The 18,682-nt window shown below is 35.9% G+C and carries 16 protein-coding genes and 1 pseudogene; 12 read left to right on the plus strand and 5 right to left on the minus strand.

What is annotated here, in order from left to right:
* Positions 1 to 47 precede the first annotated feature (47 nt).
* From RCG17_RS15660 to RCG17_RS15670, 3 genes are read right to left on the minus strand one after another with little or no spacing between them, the layout of a single operon-like run.
* On the minus strand, positions 48 to 1,400 hold the full coding sequence (locus RCG17_RS15660) for an MFS transporter (RefSeq protein ID WP_308171086.1): 1,353 nt from the start codon (positions 1,398 to 1,400) through the stop codon (positions 48 to 50).
* A 51-nt stretch (positions 1,401 to 1,451) separates the two neighbouring features.
* Positions 1,452 to 2,981, minus strand: a complete 1,530-nt coding sequence (locus RCG17_RS15665; protein WP_308171087.1) for an FGGY-family carbohydrate kinase — start codon at positions 2,979 to 2,981, stop codon at positions 1,452 to 1,454.
* Positions 2,982 to 3,022: 41 nt separating this feature from the next.
* The gene (locus RCG17_RS15670; protein ID WP_308171088.1) at positions 3,023 to 3,799 is read right to left on the minus strand and encodes an SDR family oxidoreductase; all 777 of its coding nucleotides are present in this window, start codon (positions 3,797 to 3,799) and stop codon (positions 3,023 to 3,025) included.
* A 211-nt stretch (positions 3,800 to 4,010) separates the two neighbouring features.
* On the opposite strand from RCG17_RS15670, the gene RCG17_RS15675 reads away from it, so the two are divergent.
* The 3 genes from RCG17_RS15675 to RCG17_RS15685 all read left to right on the plus strand — a co-directional run bounded on the left by RCG17_RS15675 (position 4,011) and on the right by RCG17_RS15685 (position 6,832).
* Positions 4,011 to 5,138 carry an ROK family transcriptional regulator gene (locus tag RCG17_RS15675; RefSeq protein ID WP_308171089.1) on the plus strand — a complete coding sequence of 376 codons (1,128 nt, stop codon included), beginning with the start codon at positions 4,011 to 4,013 and terminating at the stop codon, positions 5,136 to 5,138.
* A 277-nt stretch (positions 5,139 to 5,415) separates the two neighbouring features.
* Positions 5,416 to 5,850: a MarR family winged helix-turn-helix transcriptional regulator gene (locus RCG17_RS15680; RefSeq protein WP_308171090.1), complete on the plus strand. Its 435-nt coding sequence runs from the start codon at positions 5,416 to 5,418 to the stop codon at positions 5,848 to 5,850.
* A 1-nt stretch (position 5,851) separates the two neighbouring features.
* On the plus strand, positions 5,852 to 6,832 hold the full coding sequence (locus RCG17_RS15685; protein WP_308171091.1) for a hypothetical protein: 981 nt from the start codon (positions 5,852 to 5,854) through the stop codon (positions 6,830 to 6,832).
* Between the two features lie 129 nt (positions 6,833 to 6,961).
* Here the strand turns inward: RCG17_RS15685 and RCG17_RS15690 are convergent, their stop codons facing one another.
* Together RCG17_RS15690 and RCG17_RS15695 are read right to left on the minus strand one after the other, a co-directional pair.
* Positions 6,962 to 7,543 carry an undecaprenyl-diphosphatase gene (locus RCG17_RS15690; protein WP_308171092.1) on the minus strand — a complete coding sequence of 194 codons (582 nt, stop codon included), beginning with the start codon at positions 7,541 to 7,543 and terminating at the stop codon, positions 6,962 to 6,964.
* Positions 7,544 to 7,714: 171 nt separating this feature from the next.
* On the minus strand, positions 7,715 to 8,332 hold the full coding sequence (locus RCG17_RS15695) for a DedA family protein (RefSeq protein WP_308171093.1): 618 nt from the start codon (positions 8,330 to 8,332) through the stop codon (positions 7,715 to 7,717).
* A 379-nt stretch (positions 8,333 to 8,711) separates the two neighbouring features.
* Here RCG17_RS15695 and RCG17_RS15700 point away from each other — a divergent pair, with 379 nt between their 5' ends.
* The 9 genes and pseudogenes from RCG17_RS15700 to RCG17_RS15740 all read left to right on the plus strand — a co-directional run bounded on the left by RCG17_RS15700 (position 8,712) and on the right by RCG17_RS15740 (position 18,631).
* Positions 8,712 to 10,226: a hypothetical protein gene (locus RCG17_RS15700; RefSeq protein WP_308171094.1), complete on the plus strand. Its 1,515-nt coding sequence runs from the start codon at positions 8,712 to 8,714 to the stop codon at positions 10,224 to 10,226.
* 418 nt (positions 10,227 to 10,644) lie between these two features.
* A complete protein-coding gene (locus tag RCG17_RS15705) occupies positions 10,645 to 11,814 on the plus strand; it encodes an MGDG synthase family glycosyltransferase (RefSeq protein WP_308171095.1) in 1,170 nt (389 codons plus the stop codon).
* 279 nt (positions 11,815 to 12,093) lie between these two features.
* Positions 12,094 to 12,972, plus strand: coding sequence for a HAMP domain-containing protein (locus RCG17_RS15710; RefSeq protein WP_308171096.1), 879 nt, complete (start codon positions 12,094 to 12,096; stop codon positions 12,970 to 12,972).
* 47 nt (positions 12,973 to 13,019) lie between these two features.
* Positions 13,020 to 13,577 carry a sensor histidine kinase gene (locus tag RCG17_RS15715; RefSeq protein WP_308175856.1) on the plus strand — a complete coding sequence of 186 codons (558 nt, stop codon included), beginning with the start codon at positions 13,020 to 13,022 and terminating at the stop codon, positions 13,575 to 13,577.
* Entirely contained in the window at positions 13,549 to 14,238 is a 690-nt protein-coding gene (locus tag RCG17_RS15720; RefSeq protein WP_308171097.1) for a response regulator transcription factor, read from the plus strand. The genes RCG17_RS15715 and RCG17_RS15720 overlap by 29 nt, the downstream gene beginning before the upstream one ends.
* Positions 14,239 to 14,273: 35 nt before the next feature.
* Positions 14,274 to 14,843 (plus strand): hypothetical protein, encoded by a 570-nt coding sequence (locus RCG17_RS15725; RefSeq protein ID WP_308171098.1) that lies wholly within the window; start codon positions 14,274 to 14,276, stop codon positions 14,841 to 14,843.
* A 67-nt stretch (positions 14,844 to 14,910) separates the two neighbouring features.
* Positions 14,911 to 15,021 (plus strand): annotated as a pseudogene (locus RCG17_RS15730) (glycosyltransferase); the annotation flags it as partial.
* Between the two features lie 161 nt (positions 15,022 to 15,182).
* On the plus strand, positions 15,183 to 15,995 hold the full coding sequence (locus RCG17_RS15735; protein WP_308171099.1) for a COG4705 family protein: 813 nt from the start codon (positions 15,183 to 15,185) through the stop codon (positions 15,993 to 15,995).
* A 179-nt stretch (positions 15,996 to 16,174) separates the two neighbouring features.
* Positions 16,175 to 18,631 (plus strand): CoA-disulfide reductase, encoded by a 2,457-nt coding sequence (locus RCG17_RS15740; protein WP_308171100.1) that lies wholly within the window; start codon positions 16,175 to 16,177, stop codon positions 18,629 to 18,631.
* Positions 18,632 to 18,682: the final 51 nt, after the last annotated feature.

Here is an 18,682-nt window from a genome sequence, read left to right on the forward strand (position 1 = left end):
AACATTCATCTCAAATCAAGACTTTATGTAAAAGAACCGTCACACGCTTACCCAACACTTTCGATTGACGTTGCACCTGAACGACGGCGCTCGAGTTCTACATCCATTTCTGCCCGTTTACCATCGAGTTTGTAGGGAATTATGGTGATTCCGATCAGTACACAGAGGACTAGTGGTACCCAGATAAAACTTATTTCAATATAATTTAAAGCGGTTGCAGTTTGTTTAACATTCGGAATATACCCCCCCATTTTCAGAAGAGCTCCTACAAGTGCACTCCCAAGGCCCAAGCTGACTTTTACAGAAAAGCCTTGAAAAGCTGCAACCATCCCTGCGATACTTCGATTATTTTTGTACTCTGAATAATCAATAATATCTGGCTGAATCGCAAAGGTTGTCCCGAAGATGCCATAAATGCCAAGCCCGGTAATCGCCAAACCTGAAATCAGTACAACTGGTGATGTCTTTCCGAAATATATTACTAAATCTCCAACAATATAAATGACCGTGCTTAAAAGCAATACATTTTTCTTCGGCATTTTCTTTTGAAGCCAAGGTAAAATTAGCAGCATTGGCAGACCAGATAGAATTCCAAATAGACCTACAAACGTGAGCCAATCCGTATGTCCCAGATTATAAGTGAAATAGTAGATTACAGTTGAATTTCTAATTACAAAAAGAGCAAAATAGAGAAAATTCAAGACAAAGAAAATTAGTGCCTGGCCAGTCAATCCTTTAAAATCCTGTTTAAAAGAGGATTTCCCGGTTTGAACGGACGGTGGAACCACCTCTTTTGTATTCATAAAGGTAAACACAAATACAAACACAGCTGCGATGCCGTATAATGTCATCGTAATTAAATAACCTTTATGGTTATCTCCGTGACCAAAGAAGTTAACTAGCGGTGTCGTAACCGACATGACTAAAGCGGTTCCAATTAATGCACAAATCATTCTGGTCGATACTAACCAGTTTCGTTCATGGTTATCAGAGGTTAACCTTGGTACAAGTGTATTTAATGGTATATTTACCACCGAATAAGCAATATTCAATAAGCAATAAGTGATATAAGCCCATAGAATTTTACCTGACATACTGAAATCGGGAACAATAAAGGTCATGATTGTAAAGACAGCAAATGGAATTGCTCCAATCAGAATATAGGGCCTTCCTTGCCCCCATCTAGTATGAGTTCTATCAACCAATAATCCCATACCTGTATCGGCAAAAGCATCTATGACTTTGGTTACTAACATTAAAGTACCGGCAACGGTTGCGGTGATTCCAAAGACATCCGTATAAAAAAACAGCAGGTATGATGCCATTGTACTAAATACGAGGTTGCAGGCGAAATCACCAGCCCCGTATCCAATTCTTTTTTTCCATTTATCCATCTGCATCACGTATCCTCCTTTTAATATTGGAATATTTGTTTAAAGCAAAAGCCCAAATTATATTGTAGCGAGTCTTGTCAACGCTTTCATATCAGACTTTAAATTTTGATAGATCGATTTATAAACTTTGTAATAGTCATTATATTTTTCATGATTCTGTTGATTTGGCAAAATCTTTTGATCTAACACCTGCCACTTCTTCACGTCTTCATAAGATAGAAGACCGGTTCCTATTCCTGCAAGCATTACATCCCCCATATTCGCTTCGACATCATGAATTGGACAGACCACTGGATAGCCTGTGACATCGGCAAAGATTTGTCTCCACAATTTTGACTTGGTGACCCCGCCAGCAAGCAGGATATATTCTCCGAATCTTTCTCCAGTTGTTTCCATCGCATCTCTTAAAGAAAATGCTACCGCTTCCAGAAAGGCACGATAAATATGCGCTTTTGTGTGTGCCAAAGAAAGCCCCACGATGGTTCCTTTTGCGTCAGAATCCCAAATCGGACTTCTTTCTCCCATAAAGTAAGGAAGGACAACCAACCCCTCGCTTCCAACTGGAATGTCCGCAGCCAGTTCATTTAAAACATCATAAGCATTTTTCCCGCCCGCTTTTTCTGCTTCCAATTCAAATTGACACATTGTTTGACGGAACCATTTCACAATCGCTCCAGCTGTCGCTCCGCCGGCAAAATAATAGGAAAGTTTTTTTGCATCATATAAATAAGGCCAAACAATTAGATCCTTGCCTTTCACTGGTTTATCGGAAATTAAGGCTGCGCACATCGAAGTTCCAATAGCCGCCGCATAAATACCAGATTCAAATACACCAAGGCCGATATTGGCAGCACCGCAGTCAATACCACTGGCGATTACAGGCATTCCTTCCGAAAGGCCCAGCTCCAACGAGACTTCTTTTGTCAATCCTCCAACAATATCCGTTGATTCCACAATTTTATCTGGCATCAAGGACAGAGGAATTCCCATTGCATCCATCATTTCTTTAGACCAGGTTCGTCTATTCATATCGAAAACTCCGCCGATATTTCCTGCAGAAGAATAATCAATCGCAATTTCTCCGGTCAGTTTATAAATCACATAATCATTCGGCGGGAGAAAGAGCTTGGTCCTCTGCCAATTTTCCGGTTCGTGATTTTTCATCCATAACATTTTGGTATAACCGTAATAAGGGTCGGCACCATTATGGGTAATTTCCTGAAGTTTTTCTTTTCCAATATGATTTAAGACCCATTGTGTTTCGGCTTCTGCTCTTCGGTCCATCCAAATCATGCAAGGCCTAACAGGTTCCATTTTTTCGTCCAATGGAATTCCCGAACCCCCATATAGCCCGCTAATGGCGATTCCACGGATTTTTTCGATAGGAATTTCTGACTTTTGTACCGTGTTTTTAATCGATGTTTTCGTTGCATCAAGCCATACATCTGGCCACTGCTCTGCCCATAATGGCTTTGGTGTTAACACATCGTATTCTTGAAGATCTTGAGCAATCAGATTGCCTTCTGTATCCATTAGGACCGTTTTGGTTCCGGATGTTCCGATATCTGTACCGAGTAAGTAATTCATAGAAGCTTCCTCCTAAAGAATTTTATTAATCTATTAGTCTATTAAATACAAGTGAAAGCACCATCGATGACAAAGTCAGATCCTGTAGTAAAGCTGCTAGTATCTCCTGCTAAATAAACGCAAATGGACTGAAGTTCTTCTGGTCTACCCATTCGGTGAAGCGGTGCCATTTCATTCCACTGTTTGATCAATGGCTGTAAGCTTGGAGAATTTAAGGTAAGTTCTGTTCCAATATATCCTGGACTGATACAATTTACCCGAACACTTCTTGATGCCCATTCTACTGCCAGCGATTTGGTTAACTGGATGACTCCTGCTTTGGAGGCATTGTACGAACACTGCGGCTGCGGCACATTCACAATATGTCCTGACATCGAAGCAGTATTAATAATCGAACCGCCACCTTGTTTTAACATGACTTTTCCAGCTGCTTGGGCCGTTAGAAATACACCTGTAAGATTAATATCAATGACTTTTTTCCACTGTTCAAAGGTCATTTCCTCTGCCGAAACATTCAGGCAGATTCCAGCATTACAGAACGCAACATCTAAACGTCCAAAAACCTCGAGTACCTTTTCAATCATGGTATCAACATCTTCTGGGTTGGTAACATCTGCTTTAATCGCAATTGACTTAATCCCATTATTTTCTTCAAGCTCTTTTGAAGTCTTTGTGGCTTCCTCGATATCCAAGTCAACAATCGCTACGTCCGCTCCAGCTTCAGCGAAAGCGGTTGCAACACTTTTACCAATTCCCCTTGCCCCACCTGTTACAAAAATTTTCTTTCCGTCTAGTCTCATTTTTTCAATAATGCCCATATTTACCATCCTTTTTGTAAATATATTTTGTAAAACGATTTTATAAAATATATTTACATAATAAAACGTTTTTCTTTGATAGTCAATAAGATAAATTCGAAATTGACAGATACCTTCGGAACAACTGTGTTTGTATCAGTTTTTGTGATATATTAAAAAAAGATTAAATTAAATGATTTTATAAAACTATTTTATAAAATGAGGTATTTTCATGGAAAATAGCATCACATTTAAAGATATAAAAAAAGGCAACTACTCATCGATCTACCATCTCATTTATAAAAATGAGAAGCTTTCTAAACAAGAGATTGCCAATCAACTTCAATTGAGTTTACCAACTGTAACTCAGAATCTAGTTCGCTTGGAAAAAGAAAAGCTGATAGAGAAGAGTGGACAGTTTGAATCTTCCGTTGGCAGGAGAGCAGCTGCTTATTCTATCTGCCCTCGGGCTCGTATCAGCATTGGGGTAGAGATTCAGAAAAAGACTGTCCAAATTCTAGCCATAGATTTGCTTGGTCAGGCCTTTCAGCAAGAGAGACTAATGATGAATTATGCATATGAAGAGCGTTATTTCAAAGCGTTAAGTGAGGTTGTCAAGTCTTTTATAACATCTCTTGATGTGACACAAGAGCAGGTTCTAGGTATTGGCTTTGCCGTACAAGGATTAACATCCAATGACGGAAAAAAAATCACTTACGGAAAAATATTGATCTCTACAGGGTTAGATATTGAAATGTTTTCACAGTATCTTCCTTATAGATGTATGTTTTTACATGATGCCAAGTGTGCGGCAACAACAGAGTTGTGGGTAAGAAATGATATTGGCGATGCGGTCTATCTATCGATTGGTCCGCACCTTGGGGGTGCGATTATCATAAATAATCAAATTTATATGGGAAAAGAAGGTCATGGTGGAACGGTCGAACATATGACGATTAATACTGATGGTCCTACTTGTTACTGCGGGAAGAAAGGATGCATGGAGACATATAGCTCTTTGAATGCGCTTCTAGAGGAAGATGAATCCCTAGATTTCTTCTTCCAACAGTTACGTTCCGGTATCTCTTCTTATGTGAAGAGGTGGAATTCCTTTTTAGACCATTTAGCCATTTCGATCAACAACATCCATCTTGTCCTGAACAGAGAATTTATTCTTGGTGGCCATCTATCTCCCTACTTAACGGAAGAAGATATTAAAACTCTTCATGAAAAGGTCAATGAAAAAACGGCATTTCCTAGCAATGATCCATTTATTTATATCAGCCGTTCACCGGTAAATGGAGTAGTACCTATAGGCGCCGCTATACCATTTGTTCAATCATTTTTGAATGAAATTTAACTGAGCATGGTTCGAAGAAAGGCAACTAACTCTTTGTGATTTTAATTGAATAAAGTGAAGAGGCTTTTATTAAAAGTAAAAGCTACCAAGTGAGAAACCGTTCAAACTACTTAGTATGAACGGTTTCTTTTTTGTTTATTAATGAACTGGGAGTAGAAACCTCACTGTTAGTATAAAATGTACATAGTAAATAAATATTTATTATAATGTTGAATTTATATTGATTTGTTTTGAATATAGTAATAATATTATTACTGTTATCAAAGGGGATGTAGTAATGATAAATGAGGAAATTGCTAAAGAGTACATTGCGTTAATACCAAATTTATTTATTAGCTTTAAGGAGTTAAACAAAGATGCTTCCGAATTAACTCATATTCAGAATCACGTAATAGAGTTTTTATATATGCAACAAAGAGCATTGAATATCAAGGAAATCAGCAAAGGGTTGGGTATTACAAAGCAACAGCTAACAAATGTTATTAGTGATTTGCAATTGGGTGGGTACTTGGTTAAAGTGCCTGATACTAAAGACAAACGTGCAGTGCAAGTTTTGATCACACCAAAAGGTAAAGAAATCCAACAAAAAAAATGGACTGAGATCTATCAAAAATTCACAAGTAACTTATCGAAATTAACGGATGAAGAGAAACTGGATATAGCCTTTTCTCTTCATAAAGTAAACGTTCTATTAAAAAAGATGGAGGGATAATATGAGCCAAAGAGAACTATCTGGATTAACCTTTGGAATTTATCCATTAAGTGTGGCAGGAACACCTTTTGGGCTGGCTCAAGGCCCAGAGGATAATTATGAAAAGATTCAAATAGCAATACGTGATCTTAAAGGTGATTCAAAAAAGCTATTTTCAAGAAACTATCTCATTTATTCAAAGAAATGGGAAGAAAAAATGTTAGCACGTGCAGAGCAGTATCTTGATGCTGGTTTATTAGAAGATGTGACCTTGGGGGTTGGTGATTGGACGGACGAACAGGAAACAGAAATAGATATTTTTAATTGGCTTGAATTTATTCGAAATGTTATTACTATACACGGCTCTCGTTTGACCTCTCTGCAAATAACAAACGAACCTAATCTATCCTTTATGGAAGGTTCAAAACCGTATATCATGCAAGCCCTTGTGGAAGGAGTTATTACAGCAAAACAAGAAGCCAAGAAGCTCAATCTACCATTAAAGATTGGGTTCGGTTCGGTTCCTGAAAGTCAGGCGGCGGTTCCTCATTTTTGGGAAAACCTTGCTAAGGCAGGTGGGGAATTATTTTTAGATTCCGTTGATTTTGTTGGACATAATTTTTATGTGGATGTATTCGATGAACAGCCAATAGATTTAAAGGACATACCGACCTCAGTTGAACGTACGCTTCGGAATCTAAGAGAAATACATCTTCGCACTGCTGGGATCCCTTCATCAGTTCCTATACGAGTTACAGAAAATGGATGGCCAACTGGAAAGAATCCTATTACTAATAGACAGAGATCCTATGAGGACCAATCAAAAATTCTTGAAGTCATTATTCAAACGATTTATAAATTGCGTTCGGAACTTACTATCTCACATTATGAACTATTTGGTCTCCGAGATGCAGATAGTAATAAAGAGGACTTATTCCATCAATATGGAATTATGCGGGATGATTACTCTCCTAACCGGCTTATTTTATATTCAAAAAGTTAATTCAAGAGCTGGGAGAATGAAAAGAGACGAAGAAGAAGCAGGAACCCAATAAGGGTTCCTGCTTCTTTTAATATTTGTACTCCAAAACTGAACTAACTACCAAAAGGTGTTTTTGTATTTGAATTCCTTTTATTTTGAAATACCTTGTTCGTTTTTGGGTACCAATGGAATTCGATTGTAGATGGTGATAACAACACGACCAATTGGTGCAAAAACTGATTGCATTGCAAAAACAAGTCCACTTACTACCAGTGATACGATGATACTTGCTAGTACATCAAATGGATAATGGTTTCCTACATATACACGGGAAATCCCTGTACATAGCGCAAACAAAAGCATACCAATTCCAATCTTACGATGCTTTCGCCATAATATCGCTAAAGCAATTGAAAATGTCCCCGTTGCATGATCACTAGGAAACGAAGAATCCTTTACGTGCTGAACCAGAAGATTCACATGGTGGGTCACAAATGGACGATTCTCATAAAAGATATGACCTAAAATAAAATTAATAACCAAACCTATCACAGCAGTTATGACTGCATTTACAACTGTATATTTTTCTTTTTCTTTGCCCAAAAACCACATTAAAAGCAAAACCAGTGCAAAAAACGGAAATGCAAATTGGGTAAAGAAAACCATTAATCCGTCTAAAAAAGGCTGATGGCCTGCATTATGATTAATTGCTTGAAATATTTCGTAATTCATTTCGACCCCTCACTTCTATTTGAACTTTTGATGTCTATCATCTATTTAATCAAGGCTCTTGCCATAAAAATGACAAAAATAAGTATAGCAAAATAAATCTTATTGTTCACTAAGAAAAATCTTAAGAATTTCTTAAGACGGAAAATGTATTGCTTCCAAGCTTTAATAATACTACGCTGATTTCTTCCTGCTTTTAAGTACTTTTACAGCTAAAAATACTAATATAAAGAACACAATAGCTGCAACAACGTATGCGATAGGGTGTAAGAAGTTTTGTATATGATCCCAATTGTTGCCTAGTACATATCCTACGTAAGTTAGGATTGAAGACCAAATTACACTACCAATGGCAGTGTAGATTAAAAATTTACTGAGAGACATTCGTGCAATTCCGGCAGGTAAAGAAATAAAAGTACGAATAGCTGGTAAAATACGTGAAACAAAAACCGTGATTTCACCACGTTTATCAAACCATTTTTCAGCAGATTCTAAATGTTTTTTTGATAGGAATACATATTTTCCAAAGCGGTCGATGAATCTTTTTCCACCCCAAAGCCCAACCACATATGCAATTAAAGATCCGATGATATTACCAAGAGTTCCAATTACAATAACTCCAATAATATTTAAATGGCCTGTTGAAACTAAATAGCCACCAAAAGGCATAATCACTTCACTGGGAATGGGGATACAGGCACTTTCCAAAACCATTCCTAAAAGGATCCCCCAATATCCAATGGAATTGATCCAGTTTATTGCTATGTCTCCCAATTGATGTAAGATACTCACTTTAAACTCACCCTTATATACTTTTTTGTAAAAATCTTTGACAATACTATATAACAGTTTGCCATAATAAATGCATTTTGCAACTTAGTAATTTATTAAGTTTTTCTTAATTTATTAACTTAAATAGAAAAAACCCCAATTCAGGGTTTTACATTGGGGGGCAACATTATAGTTCCTTTTTAGGGTAAGTACCAATATTTTCATTTGCTTAATTACTGAAAATTTATAACTAAAATGTACGATAAGCCTATTAATATCAAAATTTAGAACTTAATAGACACTTAAGATACATTTAATTAATTCTTAATAAATAAAGATAAATATTATATTATAGTTAAATTTGTTGATTTTATTGAGTAAAACAGAAAGGAAGTTATGAATGCAACAAGCAGATCAAAATAAATTGAAAATATTACTTAACAAGGTACCAGAAGTGACTATTTTTTTCTGGATCATCAAAATTTTATGCACCACAGTGGGTGAAACATTTGCCGATTTTTTGAATTTCAACCTTGGATTTGGATTAACTAACACTACCATCATTATGGGAGTAGCATTTTTTATTCTATTATTTTTTCAAATTAGAGCCACGAAATACGTTCCAGGCATCTATTGGACAACGGTTGTACTTATAAGCGTTTTTGGAACTTTGGTAACTGATAATTTAACAGATGGTATGGGTGTACCTCTTGAACTTAGTACAGCTGTTTTCTCCGTGCTGCTAGGATTAACTTTTTTGTTTTGGTACCTTAGTGAAAAAACACTGTCGATTCACTCGATTTTCACAAGAAAAAGAGAAGTTTTCTATTGGCTCACCATTCTTTTCACATTTGCACTGGGTACTGCGGTAGGAGATTTATATTCCGAACAACTTGGTCTTGGGTATCTTAACACAGGAATTACAGTCATTATTATCATAGCTTGTATATTCTTTGCATGGAAATTAAAACTTGATGGGGTACTAGCATTTTGGATTGCCTATATTTTGACTCGCCCGCTTGGAGCATCTTTAGGAGATTTCCTTTCTCAACCAAAGGTTAACGGTGGGATTGGTTTGGGTACAACCTTGACTAGTGTCATTTTCCTACTAGCTATTTTAGCGATAATTGTTTTTCTTGCGGTTTCAAAAATTGATATAAATGCAAAGAGTAAAACAGCACAAACTGACCAAACAAATGGAAATAAGAAAAATGTAATAACCCAAACCATAGTGGCACTGTGTGTTTTCTTAGTTGTTGGTATTGGGGGTTATGTGTGGAGGAGTAATAATATAGTATCTAAAAATGTTTCTTCACAAGCTACATTAGGTGGAGAATTATCTGGCTTTATTAAAATCGAAAATGACATGTTAACAGATGTAAACTCCAAAAACTACACTTCAGCTAAAAAAAGTGCTGACGATTTGGAACATCAATGGGACACATCCGAAGCGAAGCTTAGAAAAATCGATGGCACCACATGGACGAAAATCGATGGCACAATTGACATTGTGTTAGCAGCTGCTCGTTCGGCCAATCCTGATGCCAGCAAGTGTCAAGCGGCATTAAATAATTCACTCAGTGTGCTAAACACAGCTAATAAATCAGCCGCAAATACTGCATCTTCAACAACATTAGTTGGTCAATTAACAGATTTCACGACCATTGAGAATAGTATGCTAAAAGATGTTAACTCCAACAACTTTATTTTGGCGAAGAAAAGTGCGGATGATCTGGAACATCAATGGGATACATCAGAGCCTAAACTTAGGAAAATCGATGGCACCACATGGACAAAAATTGATGGTACGATTGACGTTGTGTTAGCAGCTGTTCGTTCATCAAGCCCTGATGTGAGCAAATCCAAATCTGCACTTACCAAATCGCTCAGTATTATAAATGGTGTAAATAAATAGAAATCTTAAAAGCCCCTTTCATGAAAGAGGGAGGAATAAGACTAGGATTCAATGTATGAAATAAAGCTGTCATAATTGGCGGCTTTTTCTATTATCAAAGAAAAGTCAATGAAATCGTTAGTCTTATTATTTTTCTTTTATAATCAACGTTTTTCTGAAGTTCTATTTTTACTCTTAAGAAATTCTTAAGAATGAACATGCTATTGTGGATGATATGGCAGCAATTTTATTGGTTGAGTGTTTATTTAAGATAGTAGAGGTCGTGTATACTTGGATAACTTTATCAAAACCGACATTGAAGCAAGCTGCGGAGAAATCATACTCAGTATACCAATATGATTTGAATAACAGGCTGGTAAAAGCAGGGACACAAGACACATAAAAAAAGTAAGAGCATCTAAATAAGTGGGGGAGAATAATGTCTATAAATAAAGAAAAAATCCTTATACTTACAGGAAATTATGGTGATGGTCATGTTCAAGTTGCCCAAGCTATATATGAAGCCATACAACTTAGATTTCCAACATTAGAACCAGTGATTATTGATTTTATGGAATACACACATCCGTATTCCAAACATGTAAGCCGTTCTCTTTACTTCCAAGGAATTAAAAAATTTCCTAAAGTGTATGGTTATGTATACCAAAAAACACGGAGAATGAACACGATCTCTAAAATGATGAAGAAGATATTCTCTACAGGTATGGGACGAATGTTAAAGTTGATTGAGGAAGTCCATCCGACAGTTGTTGTCAGTACGTTTCCTTTAGCAGCAGCTGTTCTGTCAAAATTAAAGTCTTTAGGATTAACAGATATTCCTGCCATTACAGTCATTACGGACCATACCGATCATAGCTGCTGGATTTATCCGTATACAAATAAATATATCGTTGGCTCTGGAGTTGTCCGTGACTCTCTGATTAATTTAGGAGTAGGAGAAGAGAGAATCTCTGTTACAGGTATTCCTATTCGTCAGCTTTTTTTACAATCGCTTCAAAAAGAAACAATTTTTAAGAAACACAATTTAGATCCAAATTTGCTTACCGTATTAATAATGGGAGGCGGTTGCGGATTAATTGGCGATGGTAGTTCCACTATTAAGGAGTTTGAAAAATTACCGCAGACTGTTCAATTTATCATTGTGTGTGGACGTAACGAGAAGCTTCAAATGAAATTAAAGGATAAGCTTCAAAATTCGAAACATCACATCCATCTCACTGGTTATATCAATAACGTTCACGAGTTAATGGCTGTTTCAAATCTCATGGTCACGAAGCCAGGAGGAGTCTCAACGTTTGAGGCGATAGCCATGGAATTACCAATGCTTTTATATAAACCGATTCCAGGTCAAGAGCAGGATAACGCCAAATTTCTGGTTCAATCAGGGGTAGCGATTCAAGCTATGAAGGAACGGGATTTAATTGATCACATATCCAAAATATTGAGCAATGCAGAATTACTTCAACAAATGAGTGAAAATGCGAAAAACTTTCATCCTAAAGAATCTGCCTTTGCATCAGCAGAAGTAATTATCAGGACAATGAAGGTTCATAACAATTTACAGGATCAATTGTTTACGTGTGGTTAATCAATAAAAAAGGAGGAAATATCAAGCCGAGGAATGTCTGGTGTAAGAATTGATGAATTATAGACTTTAAAGACTTTAGTACAAAACTTTAGTCTTTTTTCTTCAACATTTTGATAATTAATAAATATTTAATGATTTCTTAATATAGTGTTTATCCCACATATCTAAACTTGTTTATAGCAATATATTTATTGAGTTCAAGACACATTCATTATTTTGTATATATGTGTGATCAATTAACATATGGAAATTAATTTCATTAAAGGAAGCAGTGAGTAGATGTCAATTCGTTTTAGGCTCGTTATTTCTTATTTAACCATGATTCTTGTTCCTATTGTTTTTATTATTTGTTCCGCCTTCCTAGTGGCACTGCTTTTCAGAGGGGATCTTAAAGAAATAAAAAACATCTACTTGCCGCCTGAACACAAACATGAAATATCCAAAAGTGATAAGTTACTTATCAACTTACGTATTCAAACATTGAAGAAACCAGGTGAATTTTCTAATCAAGTCTATTTAAAGAAGATAAGTAATCAATTAAAGAAAGAAGATGAGGCTGGACTCATTATTAGAAAGGGAAATAATATTATATTTAATTCGTCATCGCTAAAGAAAGTAGACAAAGATGAGCTTCCTCTATTTGGAGTATTTGGTGATGTAAATCCAGTTGATGATATAAACAATCAAGTTATTTCTATACAAAAAATTGATTTTTTATTTCCAAATCATGAAGAGGGAACCATTTTTTTAATTACGGAGGCAAGCAATCTTACCAAATATGTTCACTCGTTTTTCCCGCTATTATTTATTAGTCTCATTCTAATCTTAGTTATCACCAATGGGACACTTACTTACTTTGTATCAAAAAGAATCATTGTTCCTATTAAAGAATTACAAAAGGCAGCGAAAGAAATAAAGGAAGGAAATCTCAATGTTCCAATCAAGCCTCATTCAAATGACGAATTAGGTCAACTTGCTCTAGGTTTTGATGAAATGAGAATAAGATTAAAAGAATCTATTGAGCAACAATTAGCCTATGAAGAAAACAGAAAAGAGCTGGTAGCAAATATATCACATGATCTAAAAACGCCAATTACTACTATAAAAGGATATATTGAAGGAATTCGAGATGGGGTTGCAAACACGCGGAAAAAATAAATCGTTATATTCAAACAGTTTATTCGAAGTCCATCGACTTGGATCATATGATTGATGAGCTGTTCTTATATTCAAAATTGGACTTACACCGTCTTCCATTTCATTTTGAAAAAATTCTTTTTGACCAATATTTACAGGATTTTGTAGAAGAACTTCGTTTAGATGTAGAAGGACAAAAGGTAGAGGTAGAATTAACAATAGAAAAAAATAATAACTACGAAATATACGGTGACAGGGAACATTTAAAACGGGTCATCATGAATATTGTCAATAATTCTTTAAAATATATAGAAAAAGATAATAAAAAGCTTTCATTTCATCTTTCTACTATAGATTCAAAAATTCTTTTTAAAATGGCAGACAATGGCCCTGGTATTGCAGAAGAAAACCTGCCGTTCATCTTTGACCGCTTTTATCGTGCAGACATGGCGAGAGGAACTGAGAAAGGCGGAAGCGGACTTGGATTGTCCATTACAAAAAGAATTATTGAAGAACACCAAGGTAATATATGGGCAGAAAGTAAGAAAGGACAAGGCACTACTATTCTATTTACTTTGGAAAAAGCAGGTGATATAAATGAAAACCATATTAATTATAGAAGATGACAAAAGCATTGCTGAGTTGGAGAGAGACTATTTAGAAATAGAGGGTTTTTCTGTTGACATTGCATTTACAGGACAGGATGGATTGAAAAAGGCATTGTTCAACGAAAAAATAGACTTAGTATTACTTGACCTTATGCTTCCCGGTACAGATGGATATCAGATCTGTAAGGAAATAAGAACTAAGAAAGATATCCCTATTCTGATGGTTTCTGCCAAAAAAGAGGATATTGATAAAATTCGAGGTTTGGGATTAGGTGCAGATGATTACGTAGTGAAACCATTTAGTCCATCCGAGCTCGTTGCAAGAGTAAAGGCACATCTTTCGCGATATGATCGGCTCATTGGCAAGGAAATTGGGAATGAAGAGATTATGATCCGTGGTTTAAGAATTGACCAAGGTTCAAGAAAAGTATTTGTTAACAACATTGAAGTGATCCTTACGGCAAAGGAGTTTGATATTTTAACATTTTTGGCCCTCCATCCAAATCATGTTTTTAGTAAAGAGCAATTATTTGAAAAAATATGGGGAATTGATTCATTGGGAGATATTTCTACCGTAACTGTTCATATTCGTAAAATTCGTGAAAAAATCGAAACTGAATCTTCAGATCCTCAATATATTGAAACTGTTTGGGGGGCAGGCTACAGATTTAAGGGATAGAGAAAATCAATATGCAAAAAAAGGAGGGAGTTCATATGAGGGTTAATAAAGTTTTAATTCGGGATATAGAGGTCCCAATAAAAGATGGAATAGTTCGAAGGTTAAATTTTGGAGATAAGATGTCTGTAGAGGTAGAACTGAATGTCCATCCAACAGTGGTAAACTTTGTGAATGTATCTGGATTTTTTAAAGAACGAGTAAGGATTCTAACTGAGAATGAGGCTGAAATTACAGGGAAGTTTACCATACTCACGGGAACATCTGGTATCTTGCTAACCAGTGATAATAATGATGTAGATGTCTCAGATGAATTCAATCTTATTCCTTCTTATTCAAGTACGTTTTTCCCTAACTCGGATCGAGAGTGCTCTCTTAATAACGAGTTAAAGTCAAAACAAATATCCGTTTTTATTACTTTTTTAACAAGCTTACTTGAGAGTGAGATAAAAGATTCAGGAAACCATGAGTTTATATTTGCAGTAGCAGAAAAGTTAAAACAAGGGCAAAGTCTCAACAACTTTGATCAATATATCATGAAAGAAATTCGTTATTTCTTGGAAGATACTATAAATGACTCAAGGTGTTTTTGCAAAGTAACTAAATAAAAGTTTGTAAAGTAGTTAAGCCACGGTCATGTTTGCTTAAGTGCTACTTCTTAAAGGAGTTTTTTCAATGATTAAGCCTTTTTTAACGATTGTTGTTCCATGTTTCAATGAGGAAGAGGTATTTATAAAGACATCAAATCAATTAACAGCTGTAGTAACTGATTTAATACCGAAAGAAGGGAACTTTGTCTCTTTATTTAAATCTTATCGATTGAAGGTTATTGCCTCTAATCAATGGGGTTACATGGCTTATAGATAAAGTTGAGGACCATTTCAAGGTAAATAAGAAGGAAAACAAAATAATAGGAAATGATTATCAACCTAGAGGAGTTATTAGATATGAATAAAGGAATATATCCAGAAAACACAAAACAATTACTCACCAAAGTCCCTGAAATCACAATCTATTTCTGGATCATAAAGTTATTATCAACAGCAATGGGGGAAGCAACATCAGATTATCTCGTTTTTCATATAAATCAATATCTTGCTGTTATATTAGGCACGGTAGGATTTATTGCAGCATTAATCCTACAATTTAAAGTTAAACATTATATACCGTGGGTTTATTGGTTTACAATCTGTATGGTTAGTATTTTTGGAACAATGGCAGCAGATGTAGCACATATTGTTCTTCTTATTCCATATTGGTTGTCTGCAGTAGTGTTTTTCCTTGCTTTAATGATTATTTTTCGGATGTGGTTTAAATTAGAAAACACCTTGTCCATTCACAGCATCTATACAAAACGCCGTGAATTATTTTATTGGGCAGCCGTACTCGCAACATTTGCAATGGGAACAGCAACAGGAGATTTAACTGCTGAAACATTTCATATGGGATTTTTAGCCTCCGGGATCATGTTCGCAATTTTGTTTGCGATTCCTGGATTATGTTTTTGGTTATTGGGAGCAAATGAAATTGCAATGTTTTGGATTGCCTATATTTTTACTCGCCCATTAGGTGCATCGTTTGCAGATTGGATTGGTAAGGAGCCAAGTACTAGTGGATTAGGATATGGAACGGGAATAGTTAGTGTGATTTTGACTATTATCATTGTTATATTTGTTGGATATTTATCTGTAACTCATAAGGATGTTCAAGAAAAAACAAAAGTAGCTACTGAGAAATCGAATAAGCTTAAAACTGAATGAGAGTGGTCATACTTGGCGGAGTGAGAATTGTAACTCACTCCTTTATTTAATTTATTTATCCGTTCTTAATTTCCATAGTGTTTAGTTTTTGACGATTTTGTGAAGTTTTTCATATACCCATACTAGTAAAAGTATATCGTGATACAATTCACATATAAGCTCCTAGGAGGGATTTACAGATGAAAAAAAAGATCATTATTATTGGCGGAGTTGCGGGGGGAGCCACTACAGCAGCTCGATTAAGAAGATTAGATGAACAAGCTGAGATTATCCTTTTTGAAAGAGGCGAATATATTTCTTTTGCAAACTGCGGGTTACCTTATTATATCGGTGGAACTATATCGGAACGTGATCAACTTTTAGTTCAAACAGTGGAAGGTATGTCAGAGAAGTTTCATTTAGACATTCGTAATTTATCAGAAGTGACAAAAATTAATCGTGAGAAAAAAACGGTTGAAGTAAAAAGTGTTAAGACAGGTCAAATTTACGAGGAGTCATACGATAAACTTGTGTTATCTCCTGGTGCAAGTCCAATAAAACCACCTATCCCAGGAATTGAAAAAGCAGAATCCTTATTTACTTTAAGAAATATTCCAGATACCGATAAAATTAAATCATATGTAGTAACTAGGAAACCTAAAAGAGCTGCAGTTATTGGTGGAGGTTTTATTGGGATTGAAATGGCCGAGAATCTTTTCGATTTAGGAATTCAAGTAACCCTTGTTGAAATGTCCAATCAAATCATGGCACCGATTGATTACGAAATGGCAGCTATTTTACATTCACACCTCCGTGAAAAAGGAATAAATTTGGTGCTAGAGGACGGAGTTGCGGAGTTTAGAGAAAACGGGAAGATCGTAAGCTTAAAAAGCGGTAAACAAATTGAAACGGATATGATTATATTAGCAATTGGAGTCAAACCGGAAAACCAATTAGCCATTGGGGCAGGCCTGGAAGTTGGGGCTCGGGGAGGCATAAAAGTAAACGAACACCTACAAACGGAAGATCCTGATATTTATGCCATAGGAGACGCTATTGAGGTGAAAGATTATATTAATGGTCAGCCAACTCAAATCCCACTTGCATGGCCAGCCAATCGTCAAGGGAGAATCGTTGCAGATCATATAAATGGAATACAAGCTAAATATAACGGAACGTTAGGGACGTCGATTGCTAAAGTTTTTGATATGACTGTAGCTGCAACTGGTAATAATGAAAAAACATTAAAACGTCTTGGAACACCTTTTGAAGTAGTTCACGTTCACCCTGGTTCACATGCCGGATATTATCCAGGATCATTTCCTATTTCCTTAAAATTAATTTTTGATAAGGAAACTGGGAAAATTTTTGGTGCTCAGGCAGTTTCTTATGATGGGGTGGATAAACGAATTGACGTCATTGCAACAGCCATAAAAGGTGGATTGACTATCTTTGATTTGCCGGATTTAGAATTAGCTTATGCACCTCCATATTCCTCTGCAAAAGATCCGGTTAATATGGCTGGATACGCTGCATCCAATATCGCAAATGGATTAGTTGAAACTGTTCAATGGCATGAAATGAATGAAATTATTCAAAATGGCGGTTTGTTAATTGATGTTAGAGAACCAATTGAAAGGGAAATGGGATATATTGAAGGATCCATCAACATTCCCTTGGGTCAATTGCGGGACCATCTTTCTGAATTACCAAAGGATCAAACAATTTATTTGACTTGTCAGGTAGGGTTAAGAGGATACCTGGGTGCAAGAATTTTAATGCAGCATGGATTTAAGGTGAAAAATCTTGACGGTGGTATCAAAACTTATTCCTGTGTATTCGAACCTAATGCAATAGAGAATTGCGGGACTTCTATCAATGATTCAGGGGTCATGGAAACAAAATCAGCCGTTTTAAAACAGACAATTTTAGTTGACGCCTGCGGATTACAATGTCCTGGACCAATTATGAAAGTTTATCAAACCATGAATAAAATGAATTCAGGAGAAATATTGGAAGTTCATGCTACAGATCCGGGGTTTACAAAGGATATCAAAGCATGGACAAATAAAACTGGAAATACCTTATTAAAGACTGCTTTCGAAGATAAGAAATTTAAGGCAATAATCCAAAAAGGAATCCAAAATGAAGTTGCTGCCACAAAGGATACATCAACTCTTCCAGAGAAAGATGGAACTACCATGGTTGTATTTAGTGGTGATCTGGATAAAACGATTGCCTCGTTTATTATTGCTTCTGGTGCTGCAGCAATGGGGAAAAAGGTAACCATGTTTTTCACTTTTTGGGGTCTCAATGTATTGCGTAAAAAAGACGCTCCGCCAGTTGAAAAAGATTTTATGGAAAAAATGTTTGGAATGATGATGCCGAAGGGTATTGAAAAACTGCCTCTTTCCAAAATGAATATGGGAGGAATGGGGGCAAAAATGATCAATCATGTCATGGAAAAGAAACACGTGGATAATTTAGAGACTTTAATGAAAAATGCCCTTGATGCAGGCGTTAAGTTAGTGGCTTGCTCCATGTCCATGGATATTATGGGAATTAAAAAAGAGGAATTAATAGATGGTGTCGATATTGGGGGAGTTGCCACATACCTTGGAGACGCTGAACAATCTGGACTTAATTTGTTTATCTAATGTTGTTGAAATACTATAGGTGATCGAAATAGATTGCAGTTTCTGTAGAGA

The sequence above is a fragment of the Neobacillus sp. PS3-12 genome (assembly GCF_030915385.1).
Taxonomy (GTDB): Bacteria; Bacillota; Bacilli; order Bacillales; family Cytobacillaceae; genus JAEVLT01.

Coding starts and splice junctions, on each gene's coding strand:
- RCG17_RS15660 (WP_308171086.1), bottom strand. CDS start 1,400: ATGCAGATGGATAAATGGAAAAAAAGAATTGGATACGGGGCTGGTGAT.
- RCG17_RS15665 (WP_308171087.1), bottom strand. CDS start 2,981: ATGAATTACTTACTCGGTACAGATATCGGAACATCCGGAACCAAAACG.
- RCG17_RS15670 (WP_308171088.1), bottom strand. CDS start 3,799: ATGGGCATTATTGAAAAAATGAGACTAGACGGAAAGAAAATTTTTGTA.
- RCG17_RS15675 (WP_308171089.1), top strand. CDS start 4,011: ATGGAAAATAGCATCACATTTAAAGATATAAAAAAAGGCAACTACTCA.
- RCG17_RS15680 (WP_308171090.1), top strand. CDS start 5,416: ATGATAAATGAGGAAATTGCTAAAGAGTACATTGCGTTAATACCAAAT.
- RCG17_RS15685 (WP_308171091.1), top strand. CDS start 5,852: ATGAGCCAAAGAGAACTATCTGGATTAACCTTTGGAATTTATCCATTA.
- RCG17_RS15690 (WP_308171092.1), bottom strand. CDS start 7,543: ATGAATTACGAAATATTTCAAGCAATTAATCATAATGCAGGCCATCAG.
- RCG17_RS15700 (WP_308171094.1), top strand. CDS start 8,712: ATGCAACAAGCAGATCAAAATAAATTGAAAATATTACTTAACAAGGTA.
- RCG17_RS15705 (WP_308171095.1), top strand. CDS start 10,645: ATGTCTATAAATAAAGAAAAAATCCTTATACTTACAGGAAATTATGGT.
- RCG17_RS15710 (WP_308171096.1), top strand. CDS start 12,094: ATGTCAATTCGTTTTAGGCTCGTTATTTCTTATTTAACCATGATTCTT.
- RCG17_RS15715 (WP_308175856.1), top strand. CDS start 13,020: ATGATTGATGAGCTGTTCTTATATTCAAAATTGGACTTACACCGTCTT.
- RCG17_RS15720 (WP_308171097.1), top strand. CDS start 13,549: ATGAAAACCATATTAATTATAGAAGATGACAAAAGCATTGCTGAGTTG.
- RCG17_RS15725 (WP_308171098.1), top strand. CDS start 14,274: ATGAGGGTTAATAAAGTTTTAATTCGGGATATAGAGGTCCCAATAAAA.
- RCG17_RS15735 (WP_308171099.1), top strand. CDS start 15,183: ATGAATAAAGGAATATATCCAGAAAACACAAAACAATTACTCACCAAA.
- RCG17_RS15740 (WP_308171100.1), top strand. CDS start 16,175: ATGAAAAAAAAGATCATTATTATTGGCGGAGTTGCGGGGGGAGCCACT.